This window comes from Acinetobacter sp. Ver3, from assembly GCF_000632455.1.
GTDB lineage: Bacteria > Pseudomonadota > Gammaproteobacteria > Pseudomonadales > Moraxellaceae > Acinetobacter.
The window spans coordinates 1-17,251 of sequence record NZ_JFYL01000058.1 but is presented as its reverse complement, the minus strand read 5'-3'; the positions used below and the strand labels follow the sequence as shown (position 1 = coordinate 17,251).

At 37.3% G+C, this 17,251-nt stretch carries 18 protein-coding genes; 11 read left to right on the top strand and 7 right to left on the bottom strand.

Features of this window, described 5'->3' with window-relative positions; genetic code table 11:
* Positions 1–537 precede the first annotated feature (537 nt).
* Together CL42_RS12755 and CL42_RS12750 are read right to left on the bottom strand one after the other, a co-directional pair.
* The gene (locus CL42_RS12755; RefSeq protein ID WP_035269175.1) at positions 538–1,149 is read right to left on the bottom strand and encodes a Maf family protein; all 612 of its coding nucleotides are present in this window, start codon (positions 1,147–1,149) and stop codon (positions 538–540) included.
* On the bottom strand, positions 1,149–1,532 hold the full coding sequence (locus CL42_RS12750; RefSeq protein WP_035269188.1) for a DUF2237 family protein: 384 nt from the start codon (positions 1,530–1,532) through the stop codon (positions 1,149–1,151). The genes CL42_RS12755 and CL42_RS12750 overlap by 1 nt, the downstream gene beginning before the upstream one ends.
* A 138-nt stretch (positions 1,533–1,670) precedes the next feature.
* On the opposite strand from CL42_RS12750, the gene CL42_RS12745 reads away from it, so the two are divergent.
* From CL42_RS12745 to CL42_RS12730, 4 genes are all read left to right on the top strand, one after another.
* Positions 1,671–2,858 carry a phosphoglycerate kinase gene (locus tag CL42_RS12745; protein WP_035269172.1) on the top strand — a complete coding sequence of 396 codons (1,188 nt, stop codon included), beginning with the start codon at positions 1,671–1,673 and terminating at the stop codon, positions 2,856–2,858.
* A gap of 120 nt (positions 2,859–2,978) precedes the next feature.
* Positions 2,979–3,227, top strand: coding sequence for a hypothetical protein (locus CL42_RS12740; protein WP_035269170.1), 249 nt, complete (start codon positions 2,979–2,981; stop codon positions 3,225–3,227).
* Between the two features lie 132 nt (positions 3,228–3,359).
* Entirely contained in the window at positions 3,360–4,397 is a 1,038-nt protein-coding gene (gene fba, locus CL42_RS12735) for a class II fructose-bisphosphate aldolase (RefSeq protein WP_035269168.1), read from the top strand.
* Between the two features lie 78 nt (positions 4,398–4,475).
* Positions 4,476–5,324 (top strand): DMT family transporter, encoded by an 849-nt coding sequence (locus CL42_RS12730; RefSeq protein WP_035269162.1) that lies wholly within the window; start codon positions 4,476–4,478, stop codon positions 5,322–5,324.
* A 23-nt stretch (positions 5,325–5,347) separates the two neighbouring features.
* Here CL42_RS12730 and CL42_RS12725 read toward each other — a convergent pair whose 3' ends face one another.
* Positions 5,348–6,001 carry a hypothetical protein gene (locus CL42_RS12725; RefSeq protein ID WP_035269186.1) on the bottom strand — a complete coding sequence of 218 codons (654 nt, stop codon included), beginning with the start codon at positions 5,999–6,001 and terminating at the stop codon, positions 5,348–5,350.
* Between the two features lie 98 nt (positions 6,002–6,099).
* Here CL42_RS12725 and ispF point away from each other — a divergent pair, with 98 nt between their 5' ends.
* Positions 6,100–6,585, top strand: coding sequence for a 2-C-methyl-D-erythritol 2,4-cyclodiphosphate synthase (gene ispF, locus CL42_RS12720; RefSeq protein WP_035269158.1), 486 nt, complete (start codon positions 6,100–6,102; stop codon positions 6,583–6,585).
* Positions 6,586–6,595: 10 nt separating this feature from the next.
* Here ispF and CL42_RS12715 read toward each other — a convergent pair whose 3' ends face one another.
* The 3 genes from CL42_RS12715 to CL42_RS12705 all read right to left on the bottom strand — a co-directional run bounded on the left by CL42_RS12715 (position 6,596) and on the right by CL42_RS12705 (position 9,399).
* Positions 6,596–7,120: a hypothetical protein gene (locus CL42_RS12715; protein ID WP_035269156.1), complete on the bottom strand. Its 525-nt coding sequence runs from the start codon at positions 7,118–7,120 to the stop codon at positions 6,596–6,598.
* A 48-nt stretch (positions 7,121–7,168) separates the two neighbouring features.
* Positions 7,169–8,260: a 3-deoxy-7-phosphoheptulonate synthase gene (locus CL42_RS12710; RefSeq protein ID WP_051586615.1), complete on the bottom strand. Its 1,092-nt coding sequence runs from the start codon at positions 8,258–8,260 to the stop codon at positions 7,169–7,171.
* Between the two features lie 263 nt (positions 8,261–8,523).
* Complete coding sequence (locus CL42_RS12705) at positions 8,524–9,399, bottom strand: sulfite exporter TauE/SafE family protein (protein ID WP_035269154.1); 876 nt, start codon at positions 9,397–9,399, stop codon at positions 8,524–8,526.
* Positions 9,400–9,585: 186 nt separating this feature from the next.
* Here CL42_RS12705 and lpxB point away from each other — a divergent pair, with 186 nt between their 5' ends.
* Positions 9,586–10,755 (top strand): lipid-A-disaccharide synthase, encoded by a 1,170-nt coding sequence (gene lpxB / locus CL42_RS12700; protein ID WP_035269182.1) that lies wholly within the window; start codon positions 9,586–9,588, stop codon positions 10,753–10,755.
* 38 nt (positions 10,756–10,793) lie between these two features.
* On the opposite strand, the gene CL42_RS12695 is transcribed toward lpxB, so the two are convergent.
* Entirely contained in the window at positions 10,794–11,669 is an 876-nt protein-coding gene (locus CL42_RS12695) for a DUF2797 domain-containing protein (protein WP_035269152.1), read from the bottom strand.
* A 31-nt stretch (positions 11,670–11,700) separates the two neighbouring features.
* Between CL42_RS12695 and CL42_RS12690 the strand changes: the two genes are divergently transcribed.
* The 5 genes from CL42_RS12690 to CL42_RS12670 all read left to right on the top strand — a co-directional run bounded on the left by CL42_RS12690 (position 11,701) and on the right by CL42_RS12670 (position 17,040).
* Positions 11,701–12,168 (top strand): DUF6231 family protein, encoded by a 468-nt coding sequence (locus tag CL42_RS12690; protein WP_035269151.1) that lies wholly within the window; start codon positions 11,701–11,703, stop codon positions 12,166–12,168.
* Between the two features lie 101 nt (positions 12,169–12,269).
* On the top strand, positions 12,270–12,884 hold the full coding sequence (locus CL42_RS12685; RefSeq protein ID WP_035269150.1) for a YidB family protein: 615 nt from the start codon (positions 12,270–12,272) through the stop codon (positions 12,882–12,884).
* Between the two features lie 163 nt (positions 12,885–13,047).
* Positions 13,048–13,509 (top strand): hypothetical protein, encoded by a 462-nt coding sequence (locus tag CL42_RS16545; RefSeq protein ID WP_051586614.1) that lies wholly within the window; start codon positions 13,048–13,050, stop codon positions 13,507–13,509.
* The gene (locus tag CL42_RS12675) at positions 13,506–15,101 is read left to right on the top strand and encodes a GMC oxidoreductase (RefSeq protein ID WP_051586613.1); all 1,596 of its coding nucleotides are present in this window, start codon (positions 13,506–13,508) and stop codon (positions 15,099–15,101) included. The genes CL42_RS16545 and CL42_RS12675 overlap by 4 nt, the downstream gene beginning before the upstream one ends.
* Before the next feature lie 61 nt (positions 15,102–15,162).
* Entirely contained in the window at positions 15,163–17,040 is a 1,878-nt protein-coding gene (locus CL42_RS12670; protein WP_035269149.1) for a 5'-nucleotidase C-terminal domain-containing protein, read from the top strand.
* Positions 17,041–17,251 lie beyond the last annotated feature (211 nt).

The following is a 17,251-nucleotide window of genomic DNA, read 5'->3' as shown; positions in this document are numbered from 1 at the left end:
AATGAATTACCAATATTAGATGTACAAGCTTTAAAAATAGCTTCAATTTCTGAACAAATTGTAAGATACAAATTCATTATTTCTATAGAAAAAGTTTCATTGTTTCTAATGTCAAAATCTACGTGAGTACTAAATTCTTTTAGTTTTTTTCTATATGTAGAAATCTATTCCAGTAGTTATCATGCATATGTATCCCCCTAAAGATAGTATCCAAAATTAAAAAAAAATTTAAGAATGATAACTTAAACTAAGATAATGGATGTTATACAAAGTTTCTTAACTTGGTTCATGTAATTCATATTCTTAACTTGAAATGAACAACCCAAATATGATCATTTGAACTTTTTTACAATTTCTATGTTTTGAGATCGCTTATCGATCAATTTTCCACAGCTTTGTGTAGATAAATTAATTTAGCTCAATTGTAATTATTTGAATTAAAAATAGGGTTTTCATTTCATTCATCTGTTGTTAGTAACAAATAATTCCAAAAAACCGAGTCATTTAACTCGGTCTTATTTATTAATAAGCAACTTATCAAGGCACTAGAATTTTTAATTCACGTAAAATCTTACATAATTGAATCATCGGCATGCCCATTAAAGTTGTTTGATCCTGCCCAATCATTTCTTCAAATAAGCTAATGCCTAAACTTTCACATTTGAAACTTCCAGCACATTGTAAAGGTTGTTCAAGTGCGACATAACGCTGAATTTCTTCCAAATTTAAATGCCTAAATTTGACCTTGTAATGTTCAACAATGGTTTCTTCAAACCCAGATGAAGCGTGTTGAACACTCAATGCAGTACTGAAATAAACAATTTTTCCTGAATTTGCTTGAAGCTGTTTGATTGCTTTTTCAGTAGATAAAGGTTTTCCAATAAATATATCAGGTGCGCCTTCACGCCAAGCTACCTGATCAGAACCAATAACGATCGCATCTGGATATTTCTCAGCAAAATATTTTGCTTTTTCATATGCAAGTCGATAAGCAAGATCATCGGCATGGCTTTCCCCACGCGGAGTCTCATCGATATCGGGTGATATTTGTTCAAAATCGATATGTAATCGATTAAGTAATTCCTTACGTGTCTGACTGCCAGAAGCTAAAATAATTCTTGCTGACGTTGAAGCAACATGATGATTCATTACACTGAGAATTCCATTAAAATGTCGATCGGGACATAAGCAAGAACCGACTGATGACAAGCCTGAAGTTTTAAATTCGGTGCCATATCATTCTGATAAGCTTCAACCCAGCGCGTCACACAAATACACCAGAAATCACCAGGTTTTAAACCAGGAAAACCAACTTCGGGTAGTGGTGTTGTCAAATCATTCCCAATTCGTTGCGAGAAACTTAAGAATTCTGACGTCATTTCGGCACAGACTGTATGTTGACCTAAATCAGAGGGTGCAGTGTGGCAAAAACCATTTCTGAAATATCCTGTGATAGGATCAAAACAACAACTGGCGAGCGGTTCGCCGAAAACATTTAAACGATTAATACTTGGATCTGGATGGATAGACATAGCAACACTTTGTGGTTCGACTCCATCTATCATAATCAAATCTAAAGATTTCTACAGCTTTTCTGAAATTTTACTCACCTTTTTTAGCATAATCATTTAGAATCTATGCGGTTTTGATATCTATAAAGTGAGCTATACATGAACTTTCAGCGTATGACTGACCTCGATTTAGCAGGTAAACGTGTTCTGATCCGTGAAGACTTAAACGTTCCTGTTAAAAATGGTGTGATTACGAGTGATGCACGTTTACGCGCTGCATTACCAACAATTAAAGCCGCTCTTGAAAAAGGCGCAGCAGTAATGGTTTATTCTCACCTTGGTCGTCCAGTTGAAGGTGAGCCTAAAGCTGAACAATCACTTGCACCTGTTGCTGCCTACTTAACTGAAGCATTGGGTCAAGAAGTTAAATTACTCACTGAATATTTGGATGGTGTTGAAGTTGCACCAGGCCAAGTTGTGTTACTTGAAAACTGTCGCTTTAACACAGGCGAAAAGAAAAATAATCCAGAGTTGGCAGCAAAATATGCAGCACTTTGTGATGTGTTTGTGATGGATGCATTTGGTACTGCACATCGTGCAGAAGCATCAACAGAAGGTGTGGCTCGTCTTGCTAAAGTTGCTGCAGCAGGTCCATTACTTGCAGCTGAATTAGATGCACTTGGTCGTGCACTTCAGACGCCTGAAAAACCAATGGTTGCTATTGTAGCGGGTTCAAAAGTATCGACTAAACTGGATGTTTTAACATCGTTATCAGATATTTGTGATCAGCTCATTGTTGGTGGTGGTATAGCGAATACATTCTTAGCAGCTGCGGGCTATAACGTTGGTAAATCACTTTGTGAAAATGACTTAATCGATACAGCTAAAGCAATTGCTGCAAAAGTATCGGTTCCATTACCAACAGATGTTGTTGTTGCTGACGCATCAGAAATTAACTTTGATGACTTCCTTGGCTCATTAGCGGCAGCAAAAGCCGTAGTGAAAAAAGTTGAAGATGTTGCTGACAATGACATGATTCTTGATGTTGGTCCAGAAACAGCTCAAGCATTTGCTGAAATTTTAAAAACTTCAAAAACAATTCTTTGGAATGGTCCAGTAGGCGTATTTGAGGTTGATCAATTTGGTGAAGGCACGAAAGCGCTATCTTTAGCGATTGCAGAATCTGAAGGTTTCTCTATCGCAGGTGGTGGTGATACTTTAGCTGCGATTGATAAGTATGAAGTGGCTGACAAAATTGGTTATATCTCAACAGGTGGTGGTGCTTTCCTTGAATTTGTAGAAGGCAAGACATTACCAGCAGTTGCTGTTCTACTAGAACGCGCTTAATTGGATTTGAGAAAAAAGACCTTCTAAGAAGGTCTTTTTTTATGACTAATTTTCGTCATGAAAATGAAATAATTTTGAAATATTATGATCATAATCTGATTTATCATGCGGAATAACATCATGAAATTACAATTAGGCGTAATTGCGCTATTGGCTGCTACTCTTGCAATGACGGCTTGTTCTAAACAAGAAAGTGCACCAGCTGCAGATCAAACATCAACATCAGAAGTTGCTGTTGAAGCATCAGATATTAGTGCTGAACAACAAGCGGCTATCGATGCTATTGATCAGCCATTACAAGATGAAAATAATACTGATGTTCCTGAAGAAGTTGCAAATGCACCTGCTGATCAAGCAACGGCGGAGTGATTTTCTACTTCAATAAGTATTAAATTGAAAATCTCCCTGCAATTGCAGGGATTTTTTATGAAATACTGTCAATTGTTGCTGAATTGAAACACAGGTCAGGTTAGAATATGGAGCATTACCTGGGAGGAAATTATGGCTCTTATTTCAATGCGCCAGCTCTTGGATCACGCCGCAGAACATAGTTACGGCGTACCAGCGTTTAACGTAAACAACTTAGAACAAATGCGCGCGATTATGTTAGCCGCAGATGAAACAAATTCACCTGTTATTGTTCAAGCATCTGCTGGTGCTCGTAAATATGCTGGTGCTCCATTCTTACGCCATCTTATTTTGGCGGCAATCGAAGAATGGCCACACATTCCAGTTGTGATGCACCAAGACCATGGTACTGATCCTGACGTTTGCCAACGCTCAATCCAATTGGGTTTTTCATCTGTAATGATGGATGGTTCATTAGGTGCAGATGGTAAAACACCAACAACTTATGATTACAACGTAGATGTAACTCGTCGTGTTGTTCAAATGGCTCATGCATGTGGTGTATCTGTAGAAGGTGAGATTGGTTGCCTAGGTAGCCTTGAAACTGGTTTGGCTGGTGAAGAGGATGGTGTTGGAGCTGAAGGCGTTCTAGATCATTCACAACTCCTTACTTCGGTTGAAGAAGCGACCCAATTTGTCGCTGATACTAACGTTGATGCGTTAGCAATTGCGGTTGGTACTTCACACGGCGCTTATAAATTTACGCGTCCACCTACAGGTGATATTTTAGCGATCGATCGTATTAAAGAGATCCACGCTGCACTTCCAAATACTCATCTTGTAATGCATGGTTCAAGTTCAGTTCCACAAGAATGGTTAGCGATTATTAACCAATACGGTGGTGACATCAAAGAAACTTACGGTGTTCCTGTTGAGCAGTTGGTTGAAGCAATTAAACACGGTGTACGTAAAATCAATATCGACACTGACTTACGTTTAGCTTCAACAGGTGCTATGCGTCGTATGATGGCTGAAAAACCAAGTGAATTTGATCCACGTAAATTCTTTGCTCAAACTGTTGAAGCAATGAAGCAAATCTGTGTAGATCGTTATACTGCATTTGGTACAGCAGGTCATGCTGACAAGATTCGTCCAATTTCTTTAGAGAAAATGGTAGATCGTTATAAATAATTAATAAAATTATTTATAATTTTAAAAAGCCCACTATCACTGTGGGCTTTTTCTTGAATAAAAAAACAAGAGCAAATTATGGAACTGATTTTTTCAGCAGCTTTGTGCAGCGTACTAGTATCGATTTTATTGAAGTTTAGTAAATCTCGTGGATTTGATGTCATGCAAATGATTGTATGGAATTATGCCATCGCGACGATACTCTGTTTTTTTTGGTTTAAGCCAGACCTCAATCAAATATCATTAACCTCCACACCTTGGTGGCTTATTGGGTTGTTGGGGATAGCATTACCTTCAATATTCTTGCTGCTTTCCAAATCACTTGATCAAGCTGGAATTATCAGAACTGAAATCGCGCAAAGATTATCCGTTGTTCTTTCATTGTTGGCAGCCTATTTTCTTTTCCAAGAAAAATTTAGCACCCTGAAATTGATTGGTATTGCATTGGGTTTGGGTGCAATTGTTTTGATCATTTTTTCTAAAACATCGACACCAACATTGCAAACAAAAAAAGCAGGAATGTATTTGCTCGCAGTTTGGCTTGGCTATGCACTCGTAGATGTTCTGTTAAAATTCAGTACAAGTTTAGGATTAAAATTTGCAGTCAGTTTAAACTTGATGTTTGTGTTTGCTTTCATTATTTCCATGGGATATTTGTCCCTGCGTCAAACATCATGGACATTGCAAAATTTTCTTGCTGGACTAAGTTTAGGTGTATTGAATTTTGCCAATATTGCACTTTATGTGAAAGCACATATGTTGTTAAAGGATTCACCCGCAATTGTATTCGCTGGCATGAATATTCTAGTCGTAGTGTTAGGTGTGATCGCAGGTATATTAGTTTTTAAAGAAAAAATAACGTTAAAAAATAGCTTGGGGATTCTGTTAGCGATCACAGGAGTGTTGTGTTTAGCATTCGCTATTTAACTGTGAATTTGCATACATTCTGTTTAATCATATAGTCGATAGATTCCACTAAAGCGCTCACAGCCTGTTTGCTCAGTTGAGACAATTAGTAATGATTTTTGATATTTGAGTTTGTACTGACAATCATGCTCATTATCAATAATTTCGTGTTTGCTTTGAGTGGTCGTATAAGCCAATAACGGAATCGTTTGAGTTTCTAGGCGATTGTTAGGGCTACGATAAGCAATACCTTCAATTTTGACGCGATCCTTGCTTAATTGATGAATCTTAAGGTGTACAGGTTGCGTTGCAATTTTACCTTGTTCAAACTTGATGTAATGCTGAGTAAGCGTTTGATTCATCGACATGTAAAAGTTTAAATCATCAATGCGTTGATTGATTTGTAATGACACACAATTTTTATTTTTACACTGCTGCAGTCGATTCAGCCAAAGCTGTTGTGTATCTTGAATTAATCGAGTTGGTGCATCAGTAACTAAGTAGGATGTTAAAAAGCGTTCATTCAATTCATCTCTCAAAGATGAAAAATCAGCAGCACAAATCATGGAATTTTTAAAACTTGATTGCGGCTTATCACATTGAATAAGTTGTGCCTGTGCGACAGAAACACTGCTTAATCCAATGAAAAAGATAGAAATTAAAGGTTTCATCCAACTTGATACGCTTTTTGACAACATCATCGCTTATACTTTCAAATGTTTGCGCATCTACTATAGCGAACAAGAATCAAAGAATACAAGATTTCATTTTCAAAAACTGTGTAAAGGAGTTCAATGTGAGCTTAGCTATTCGTATAGGTCAAGGTATTGATGTTCATGCTTTTGAGGAAGGCGATTATGTCACATTGGCTGGTATTCGTATTCCGCATACACATGGTTTGAAAGCACACTCTGATGGAGATGTAGTTTTACATGCACTTTGTGATGCATTTTTGGGTGCTTTAGCGCTCGGTGATATTGGACAGCACTTTCCAGATACTGATGAACAGTTCAAAGGCGCGGACAGTAAGGTTTTATTAAAGCATGTTTATCAGTTGATATTGGATCGTGGTTATCAACTGAATAATGCGGATATTACAGTGGCTTGTGAGCGTCCAAAATTAGCGAAACATAATTTAGATATGCGTCAAAGTATTGCAGATGTACTTGATGTGGATATCAATCAGATTAGTATTAAAGCCACCACCACTGAAAAATTAGGATTTACTGGTCGTCAGGAAGGAATTCTGTCTACAGCGACCGTATTAATTAGTCATCAATAAACAATTTTGATCATTCAAAGTTTTGCGCTTTCATCAAAGAGGCTTGCAGTTCTTGAGTGGCTTTACGTCCTTGCAACTGTAAGCCGACCGCGTGCATTAGCCCAGTCCAAGTGTTGTTTGGTTCCCATACTTGGTGTAATAGTTCATGCGCAGTAGGTAAATCTATATGCATATAATGTAGTCGGTAAAGATAGATTAATGAACTACATTGATGATTTTCGGTGCAATGTATCCAGACCATTTTCTCTTTAACGAGATGATCGATCAGATCGAGTACAAATAAACATTGATCGTCATGTGGGAATTCTGGATCAATAGGCAATTGAATGTAGTTAAGACCAATTTCAGCACTCAAGCGATCTTCATGATTTAAGTTCGGTGTAGCATCATTAAAAGCGAGATTAATGATGGTATCGATACCATAGGCTTTAATTGATTTAAGTTGTTCTTCGTTTGGCTGACCTGAGCTAAACAAATGCTCATGAACAAATTGAAAATGGGGGATTGAGCTAAGTTCTTTTTCGAGTTGATCCATGATTTAACCTTATAAAAAAACGCCATCGTGTGATGGCGTTTTATCTGATTAACGTTGTGGTAGAACGTCTTTCAAAGCTGCATCCATTTCCAACAAAACTTTTTCAGTTGTTTCCCAATCGATGCATCCATCTGTAACAGACTTACCATACTCTAAATCGCAAAGATTTGCAGGAATATCTTGGCGGCCACCTTTTAAATGACTTTCAACCATAATACCTACGATCGATTTATTGCCATCTAAAATTTGTTCAGTGATATTTTTTAGAACCAATGGCTGAAGGTATGGGTCTTTATTAGAGTTGGCATGACTCGCATCAATCATGATCTTATTGCTTACTTTTGCTTTCGCTAATGCATTTTCAGCTTCTGCTACAGAGCCAGCATCATAATTCGGTTTGCCATTACCACCACGTAAAACGACATGGGCATATTGGTTACCTTTAGTACGAATCACCGAAACTTGACCTTGGTCATTTAAGCCAAGGAAACTATGACCATGTTTTACAGATTGCATTGCATTGGTCGCAACAGTGAGACCGCCATCCGTACCATTTTTAAAGCCAACTGGAGATGATAAACCTGAAGACATTTCTCGGTGTGTTTGGCTCTCTGTTGTACGTGCACCGATTGCTGACCAAGAAATTAAGTCTTGGTAGTACTGTGGAGAGTTTGGATCAAGCGCTTCAGTTGCGCATGGCAGACCTTTCTCATTGAGTTCTAGCAATAATTTACGGCCTAAACGTAAACCTTTTTCAATGTTGAAAGAGTCATTCATGTCAGGGTCATTAATTAAGCCTTTCCAACCCACTGTTGTACGAGGCTTCTCGAAATACACGCGCATGATGATATAAAGCGTGTCTTTCACTTTTTCGCTTAAAACTTTTAAACGATCAGCATAATCATGAGCTGCTGCAGGATCGTGAATAGAGCACGGTCCAATGACTACGAATAAACGTTTGTCGTTGCCATCTAAGATATTACGTACAGTTTCACGACCTTTTAGGACAGTTTGGTATGCATTATCAGTTAACGGTAATTCTGTTTTTAATTCAGCAGGAGTAACAAGAGGCTGAATGCTTTGTACATTCACGTCATCAATGTCGTTTTGGGTGATAGAATTTGACTGTAAAGTATTCATTGCCGTCACTGGTTCGTTTTTACAAGAAAATGTTTAATCTATTGAATATAGCATGATTCAGTAGATCATTTGTTATCAAAAAGTTGAATGGATTTAATAAAAAAAAGTAATGAAATTGTCTTTTTGGTATTAATCAGAGTTTCTACTTGTATTGTATAGAATGATTTTAAATTTTGAAAATTATTAAATTGAATAAATCATTTAATTTCACCTCAGTGAATTATACAGCTTCACTGAGGTTATAGTTTGAACATGCTATTAAATTAAGACTGGGCTTGAGTTGATGTTTCAATAACTGCCTCAGGCGCGGTTACAGGTTTTGCTTTGACTGGATTAAGCATGAAGTTAACACCAATGGCAAATAAGGTGATACCCAGTACCTTGCGAATAATTTTTTCTGGTAAATGGGAGCTCACCAACGTACCAACGATGATTGCAGGAATCGATCCGACTAAAAGCCACATTAATAAATTGAAATCAACATTCCCTGAATTCATATGCCCCATACCTGCCACGAGCGTCAGTAAAACTGCATGGACAACATCAGAACCAATAATTCTAATCATAGGTAAATTAGGGAACATGATGATCAGCGCCATAATGCCGAATGCACCCGCGCCAACTGAAGATAAGGTCACAAAAATACCCAGTACAATGCCCATTAAAGCTATATATAAACGCTTCTGCTTTAATTTTTCTCGAGTTAATTCAACTTCCTGTTCAGTAACTTCTTTGGAAAATTTTTTGAAGAATTTTTCTACCTGTGTACGGAATACAATTGAAATACCAGTAATGGTCAGCATAAAGCCTAAGACCATCGTGAGAATGGCTTTGTAATGTGTGGATTGACTCAAATAGTTGTCTAAAACCCAAGTTGTGGCTAAAGAGGCTGGAATACTTCCGATCGCGAGCCAAATGACGATAGGCCAAACAATATTAAGTTTTTTTGCATGTACAAAAGAGCCGCAAAACTTAGAAATCGCGGCATAAAGTAGATCTGTACCAATCGCAATATGTGGTTCAATTTTAAATAAACCAATTAAGATAGGAGTCATAAGTGAGCCGCCACCTACGCCAGTAACCCCTACACAGAATCCAACTAAAACACCTGCTAAAATATATTCAATAGAACCGTACATCGTTTATGCTACTTATCAGAAAACCGGCATATCTTATGATTTTTGAATATAAGCTGTTGTCTTGATTATTCATTTACTTATTCAAAAATAAGATAAAGCATTACTAAGTTAAGATATTTCAAGAACTCAATCTGTTATGAGATGCTTATGTTAAGATACTTGTAGAGCATGAAAGAGGATATTCATTTGCAAAATCGAAAACTCAAAATTGGCATTGTGGTTGGTGAAGTTTCAGGTGATACCTTAGGCGCCAAATTAATACGTCGTTTTCGAGAGCAGGGAATTGATGCTGAATTTGAAGGAATTGGCGGTCCTCAAATGATTGCAGAGGGTTTTAAAAGCTATTATGCGATGGATATTCTATCGGTGATGGGAATTGTTGAAGTATTAAAAGATATTAAAAAACTTTTTGCGGTTCGAGATGGCTTGGTTGATCAATGGACTAAACAACCTGTTGATATTTTTATAGGGATAGATGCACCAGATTTTAACTTACGCTTAGCAAAAAAAATAAAGCAAAAATCGTTGCCAATTAAGACTGTTCAATATGTGAGTCCTTCAGTTTGGGCATGGCGTCAAGGTCGTGTTCATGGGATTAAAGCCACAATTGACTTGGTACTTTGTCTATTCCCATTCGAAAAAACTTTTTATGATCGATTTAATGTGCCAGCGGTATTCGTTGGACATCCTCTCGCCAATCAACTACCGTTGGAAAATCCTATACTCGATGCAAAGCAGGCGCTTGGTTTAAATCCTGCACAAAAACATATCGCGTTACTGCCTGGAAGTCGTCGTGGTGAAATTGATAAGTTAGGGCCGCTTGTATTAGATGCAGCGAAGATTGTCCATGAAAAATATCCCGAGTATCAATTTTTAATTCCAGCCATCAATGATGCTCGTAAACAACAAATTGAGCAGATCCTAATAGGCTATCCAGATACGCTTAAACATAATATTAAGTTAATGGAAAATATTGACGCGGAATCTAAAATAGGTCGGATGGTCATGGATGCTAGTGATATAGTGGCGTTGGCATCGGGTACTGCAACACTTGAGGCGATGTTATTGCATCGTCCTATGGTGACTTTTTATAAATTAAACAGTTTGACCTACTGGATTGCGAAACTTTTAGTGAAGATTCCTTATTATTCTTTACCTAATATTATTGCAGGTAAAAAAGTAATTCAGGAGTTAATCCAGAATGATGCAACTCCAGAAAACTTAGCACATGAGATTGAGTTGTTGATGAATATCGAAAACTCAAAAATACAATCTATGCAATTGTTGACGATGCACAAGCAACTATTGTCGGATCAAAATGAAGATCCAGTGCACGCAATTCTATCTATCCTTTAAAAAAAAGCCTCAGTATGAGGCTTTTTTTTGATTTTGCATTATGAGTCGGCACGAATTTTTAATTCATAACCCGTATATTTGCGTATATTGATTACCCCTGTGTCCATAATCAGATATTGTCCTTTGATACCGTGCAGTTTTCCACGTATGACTGGTGTTTTGTCTAAGTTATGCGATTTAATTTTTTCAGGATATTGATCGACAGGATAAATGAATTCACGAGGAAGTTCGTTTTCTAAAATTTCTACATTTTCATTGAAATCTAGGCTCATGCTGAACTCATCTCGAATCGTTTCAATTTGAGGTTCAAACTCCGTGAGTAATTCATCTCTGATCTCTAACAAATTTACCTTTTCCGCTTCACCTTTCAGCAATTTTCTCCAGTCTGTTTTATCAGCGACTTGCGTACCAAACATGACTTCAAGTTGTCCTGATAGCCGACGAGAGCCCACTTTCATAATAGGTAAAGCTTGGGTAGCCCCTTGATCCAGCCAACGTGTTGGCATTTGACCTAAACGGGTAATGCCAACCTTTAATGCACTTGAATTGGCAAGATAGACAATATGGGGTTGAAAGCATACTTCTTGAGCAAAGCTTTCTTCACGACAAGTCCCTAAATGGTAATGGCATGTTTCTGGCTTCATAATACACATATCACAGGCTGCTTTCGTTTTCATGCATTTAAAGCAGTGACCTTGGGAGTATGATTTTGGTGTTTTATTCCCACAGGAAATACAGTAAATTTTGCCGGTCCATTCAATTTCAATTTCTTGACCTAAGTTGAACGGGAGATTGATTTCTGAACGATCTAAAATAAATTTATATTCAACATTTGCCTGTTGTGTTTGTTGTTCAGTTACACTTAGGTTGGTTAAACCAGCGTGCATTTTATGACAAATGCCCTGTAATTCCATGCTTTAATCTCACTCAAATAAGGTGCAGCTCATGGCTGAGAAAAATGTCATCACGTTAATGCTAGACGATTTATCTAAAGAACAGCCAATTCAAACTGCCGTATGTCTTGGTCAGGATCTCAGCCAAGACTATGCTCAAACAATCCAATGGAATCATTTTAACGTAACTGAATTTTTAATGCTTCCTTTTCAGCAACGCTATGATCTAGGTGTTGTGATTTTAAATAATGAACAGATGGATAAACTATCAACCCATCATAAATCACAAATGTTGGTAAAACTGCGTGATTTAATGGCAAAAAGAATCGTCGTGTTGAGTCATATTGCAGATGAGCAATTGTTAAGAAGTCTGGGATTCACGCAACTCATTGAGCAAAAAAATACAGAGCAAGATTTCGCCTTATGGCAATTCAATATTTTGAATTATAAGCATGTGCCAGATTGGTTTAATTCTAAGTTTTGGGCTAATCCAGAAAATTGGAATAAGTTTCGATGGTAATGGCCAACTTTGAGTTTATCAAAACACAACAATTTCAATGTACAAAGCCATGTTTTTAACGATATGCTGATTAATGAAAATAAGAATGCTAAGGTGTCTTGATGACAAATTTAAGTAATATCGTTGAAATTTTAGCGAAACAGGCTTTAGGCGGTAATCAACAATCTAATCAATCGGGATTGGGTGGTGTACTTGGTTCGGTACTCGGGAGTTTAACGGGACAAAATAATCAGACCAATCAAAACCAACAACAAGGTGGATTGGGAGGGATTTTAGGATCTGTACTTGGTGGTTTATCGGGTAGTCAATCTGGTGGTGTAGGCAAATCATCAGGTCTAAACGCTCAAACCTTATTAATCGCAGTAGTTCCTTTAATTCTCAATTGGATTCAAAAAAATGGCGGTTTGCAAGGTGCACTTGATCAACTGAAAGGTCAGGGTCTGACGAGTCAAGTGGATGATTGGGTGTCAACTGGTCCTGGTGAAAATGCCAATGTCAGTACGCAACAAGTTCAAAATTTATTTGATCAGCAAGATGTCGAGCAAGTTGCACAAGAAGCGCAAGTTCCTAAACAGGATGTATACAGTGCGATTTCTTCAGTCTTACCACAAATTATTGATTCGCTTACACCTCAAGCAAACAAGACCGATCCGCAAGAAGCGAATTCAGATATACAAAATGTGTTGAATCTTGTATCAGGATTTTTAAAGAAATAAAGTGAAATTAATTTAAGTTGAAAAGCCGGATGTGACATACATTCGGCTTTTTTTATGAAATCGATCAAAGTATGTGTGTGGAATAAAATTTAAACGATTGATATATTTCAGAAAGAAGCATAGGACATGCTGAATAAAACAAAAATCATTGAGGGAGAAATTCATGATCCGTAAGGAGCATTTAATCACTACTTCGTTGTCCTCGATTAAGGCAACCTATCAACAACTTTCATCCGCGCCACTTTCCATGAGACAAGGAGAATATAAGGCTCAGTTTATTGGTCCTTGGTGGTTAAGAGTGTCTGCAGCACCGAGTTTATTTTTAAGTGGATTGGGGGGGTGGTTTGGGAAAAAATTCATCAATCAAAATTTAGTCACTAATATTTTACTCAATCGCGGGCAGAGAAGTGAAAAGCTTCAAATGGAGTGTCTAGAAGAGGCGTCTTTGATTGATGGAAAACAAACGATCGCCTTGTATTATGGCAAGACAGCACCAATTCCATGGCGTTGGGTGGTTGATGAGTTAAGACAGTTTGATGAACATACGATGTTGTGTATGACCATCATTAATCTTCCTTTTTTAAAGCACTTTTCATTTCCATTTATTCTAAGTCGTGATGTATGAAATCAAAATTTGAATATGATGTCATTATTGTAGGTTCAGGCTTTGGTGGAAGTGTATCTGCGCTAAGATTGTCTGAGCTTGGATTAAAAGTAGCTGTGATAGAGAAGGGAAGAAGGCTCACTGAAGATGACTTATATCGAGCAAGTCGGAGTTCTAAATACTTAAATTGGGCACCGTCGTTAGGGATGAAGGGTTTTCTTGCACAAGATGTATTCCAACATATGGGAGTGGTACGAGGGGTTGCCGTTGGTGGTGGCAGCGTTGTTTATGCTGCTGTGTTGTTAAAACCAGGTCAAAAGTTTTATCGTGATCCAACTTGGAGTCACTTGTCAGAAGACTGGGAGCGGGAATTACAACCGCACTATCAGATGGCTCAGTCCATGCTAGGGGTAAGTTTAAATCCATATAAAGGTCAGCAAGATGAGTGGTTAAAACAAACAGCAGAAAAAATGGGTTCTGGAGATAGTTTCGACACCGTACCACAGGGAATTTACTTTGGTGATCCTCATCAATCGGTGAGTGATCCGCTATTGAATGGTCAAGGTCCCGAACGAATAGGTTGTAATCAGTGCGGAAATTGTATAACGGGGTGTGCGCAGGGTGCGAAGAATAGCTTGGATAAAAACTATTTATATCTTGCAGAGAAAAATGGAGTTGAGGTTATTCCAGAAACCAAAGTGACTCATCTTTCACAGGTTGATGGAAAATATATCATTCATACATATCAGTCATTTAACTCCAAAGAAAAACAAGATTACTGTGCGAAACAGGTCATTCTATCCGCAGGTGTTATAGGAACCGTTGAAATTCTGTTTGCTTCAAGAGAAGTGTACAAAACCTTACCGAATATTTCTGGTCAGTTAGGTGAGCATATTCGAACCAATAGTGAGGCGATTGTTGCAATCTCTAATAATGATAAAACAATGGATTTAACGCGAGGAACGACCATTTCCAGTCATTTTCATGCAGATGACAAAACACATATTACTCAGAATCGATTTCCAGCAAGTTATGAGTTTATGAAGTTTTATATGGGACCACTGGTCAATGGGGATCAGCCTGTAAAACGTGCACTCCATGTTTTAAAGCATTTTTTTCTACACCCCTTTGTTTCAACTCGATCATGGCGTTCTAAAAACTGGCATAAACGTGTCACTGTATTAACCGTCATGCAACAGGCAGATAATCAACTACGATTTGTATATGGACGTACTGCACTCAGAGGTTTTAGGCCTTTTTTGAAAACGCAGGTTTCAGTTGGAGAAAGAGCGCCGTCTTTTATAGCATTAGCAAATGAAGCTGCAGAAAAATTTGCTGAAGTAAGTGGCGGACAAGCACAGAATAATATGTTGGAAAGTATGGGGCATTTATCTGTGACAGCTCATATATTGGGTGGTGCAGTTATGGCTGAAGATTCCTCCAAAGGTGTGATTGACTCTAATCATCAGGTTTTTGGCTATCAAGGCTTATATGTGGTTGATGGAAGTGCGATTCCTGTGAATGTTGGTGTTAATCCGAGTTTGACCATTACGGCATTAGCTGAGCGATTTGCGGAAAAATATAAAATCAGTCATTTCGATAAAGTGTCATAAATCCACCATCATAATGTCATATCTTCGTTGAATACTCTTGGTTTAAAAAAGGAGTATTCAAATGAAGAACAAGATAAAAATAACAGGTCTTCTCTTAACGACATCGTTATTGCTAAGCAGTTGTGGTGGAGATGACGAAAAATCTAATCCTAATATTACACAAACCTCAGAGTTAAAAATTCTTCATATTAATGACCATCACTCCCATTTAGATGGTGAAGAGTTCAGCTTTAATTTTGATTTAGGTCATGGTGAAGAACAACTAGTCGTTTCGCGTGGTGGATTTTCTCGTGTAGCAACATTTATGAATTTAAAAGCAGAAAATCAACAGAATGTAGTGAAAATTCATGCTGGTGATGCGATAACAGGAGATTTGTATTACAACCTCTCAAATGGAAAAGCTGATGCTGAAATGATGAATACAGTGTGTTTTAATACTTTCACCTTGGGAAATCATGAATTTGATGCAAAAGATCAAGGCTTAAAAGATTTTATTGGTTTTTTAGACGAAGGACACTGTAAAGAGCGAACAGAGATTCTTTCTGCAAATGTTGAATTTGGGGTGAGTTCACCTTTATATCAGACAGATCGGATTCAAAAATCTATTGTTCTTGAGCGGGATGGGGAAAAATATGGGGTTGTGGGGCTCACCATTGCATCAAAAACTAAAAACTCCTCTCAACCAAATCAAGACACATTATTCCAAGATGAAATTACAGTAGCTCAAAATGAGATTAATCAACTCAAAAAACAGGGAATTAAAAAAATTATTTTACAAACACATGTAGGCTATGAACTAGATCAAAAATTAGCACAAGAACTTACGGATGTGGATGTGATTATTGGAGGCGACTCCCACACATTGTTTGGACCTCATATATTAGAAAAGTATGGTATGTCTCCTGTCGCTGCCTACCCATTACAACTGAAAAATAAAAATGGCGAAACTGTTTGTGTCGCTCAAGCATGGCAATACAGTTATGTGGTTGGTGAACTTAACGTAAAATTTGATGCAGATGGTGCGGTTAAAAGTTGTGTGGGCACACCGCATGTATTAATTGGCGATGATTTTAAACGTAAGCAAAATAATGAAAGAGTCAGTGATCAAGAAAGAAAATATATAGAACATCAATTCGAAAAAGAACAAGCACCTTTTTCTATTGTTAAAGAAGATCAAAGTATTTTGAGTGTCTTAGAGCCCTATAAGCAATCTAAAAAATTATTTGCAGCCAAAGTTGTTGGGCAGGCAGTTGATAATTTATGTTCAAGACGTGTGCCGGGAACTCAATTTGATCGCTCACGATCATCTTTAGGTGATGTGTGTAATTTAAATGCGCATGTCGATGCCCATGGTGGTGATATTCAACAAATGGTTGCCGAAGCATTTCTTAAACAAGGCAAAGAATATTTTAATGCTGATATTTCATTTCAAAATGCAGGTGGAGTAAGAGTTGATTTGGCGAAAGGAAATATCACGGTAGCAGATATCTACCAAGTCTTACCTTTCAAAAATACGCTCGTTCAATTGAATATGACTGGCCAAGAAATTAAAGATACGCTTGAAGATGCCATTTCAGGCGTGATTGAACAAAAAAATACCGGAAGTTATCCTTATACCGCTGGATTAACTTGGCAAGTTGATATGACGCAGCCTATTGGAAAGCGTATTACAAATATTCAAGTTAGAAATGGGGCAGACCAGCTCATACCATTAGATTTAAATCAGTCATATAAAATTGTGACCATCAATTTTTTAGCTGATGGGGCTGATTACTATCATACATTGAAAAAAATTACAGGTGAGCGTCGAATAGAAGTTGGATTGGACTATGCAGAAGCATTCTTAAATTACTTAAATTCAATAGATGGTGATCAAGAAATGAAAACAATTCGAAAATTATCTACTTCATATTATAGTACTCAAAAATACATAGAATAAGATTTAGAGCTTTATGATCTAAAAAACCTCAATCTAATTGGGGTTTTTAATTTAATTAATCGTTTTTGTGTATTTTTTAGTGTAAAAAACATAAGTTTGCTTAAAAAATAAACATGCATGAGTTTTTGTTGAAATAAGGGGTTGCAAGGGAAGAAAAAATCTATAGAATGCACCCCATACCGACGAGATATACGGAAACGAACGAAGCAGA

What these genes read in the sequence shown, in the direction of transcription:
- CL42_RS12755 (WP_035269175.1), bottom strand. Translation starts at nt 1,149, where the DNA reads ATGAATCATCATGTTGCTTCAACGTCAGCAAGAATTATTTTAGCTTCT.
- CL42_RS12750 (WP_035269188.1), bottom strand. Translation starts at nt 1,532, where the DNA reads ATGTCTATCCATCCAGATCCAAGTATTAATCGTTTAAATGTTTTCGGC.
- CL42_RS12745 (WP_035269172.1), top strand. Translation starts at nt 1,671, where the DNA reads ATGAACTTTCAGCGTATGACTGACCTCGATTTAGCAGGTAAACGTGTT.
- CL42_RS12740 (WP_035269170.1), top strand. Translation starts at nt 2,979, where the DNA reads ATGAAATTACAATTAGGCGTAATTGCGCTATTGGCTGCTACTCTTGCA.
- fba (WP_035269168.1), top strand. Translation starts at nt 3,360, where the DNA reads ATGGCTCTTATTTCAATGCGCCAGCTCTTGGATCACGCCGCAGAACAT.
- CL42_RS12730 (WP_035269162.1), top strand. Translation starts at nt 4,476, where the DNA reads ATGGAACTGATTTTTTCAGCAGCTTTGTGCAGCGTACTAGTATCGATT.
- CL42_RS12725 (WP_035269186.1), bottom strand. Translation starts at nt 6,001, where the DNA reads ATGTTGTCAAAAAGCGTATCAAGTTGGATGAAACCTTTAATTTCTATC.
- CL42_RS12715 (WP_035269156.1), bottom strand. Translation starts at nt 7,120, where the DNA reads ATGGATCAACTCGAAAAAGAACTTAGCTCAATCCCCCATTTTCAATTT.
- CL42_RS12710 (WP_051586615.1), bottom strand. Translation starts at nt 8,260, where the DNA reads ATGAATACTTTACAGTCAAATTCTATCACCCAAAACGACATTGATGAC.
- CL42_RS12705 (WP_035269154.1), bottom strand. Translation starts at nt 9,399, where the DNA reads ATGTACGGTTCTATTGAATATATTTTAGCAGGTGTTTTAGTTGGATTC.
- CL42_RS12695 (WP_035269152.1), bottom strand. Translation starts at nt 11,669, where the DNA reads ATGGAATTACAGGGCATTTGTCATAAAATGCACGCTGGTTTAACCAAC.
- CL42_RS12690 (WP_035269151.1), top strand. Translation starts at nt 11,701, where the DNA reads ATGGCTGAGAAAAATGTCATCACGTTAATGCTAGACGATTTATCTAAA.
- CL42_RS12685 (WP_035269150.1), top strand. Translation starts at nt 12,270, where the DNA reads ATGACAAATTTAAGTAATATCGTTGAAATTTTAGCGAAACAGGCTTTA.
- CL42_RS16545 (WP_051586614.1), top strand. Translation starts at nt 13,048, where the DNA reads ATGATCCGTAAGGAGCATTTAATCACTACTTCGTTGTCCTCGATTAAG.
- CL42_RS12675 (WP_051586613.1), top strand. Translation starts at nt 13,506, where the DNA reads ATGAAATCAAAATTTGAATATGATGTCATTATTGTAGGTTCAGGCTTT.
- CL42_RS12670 (WP_035269149.1), top strand. Translation starts at nt 15,163, where the DNA reads ATGAAGAACAAGATAAAAATAACAGGTCTTCTCTTAACGACATCGTTA.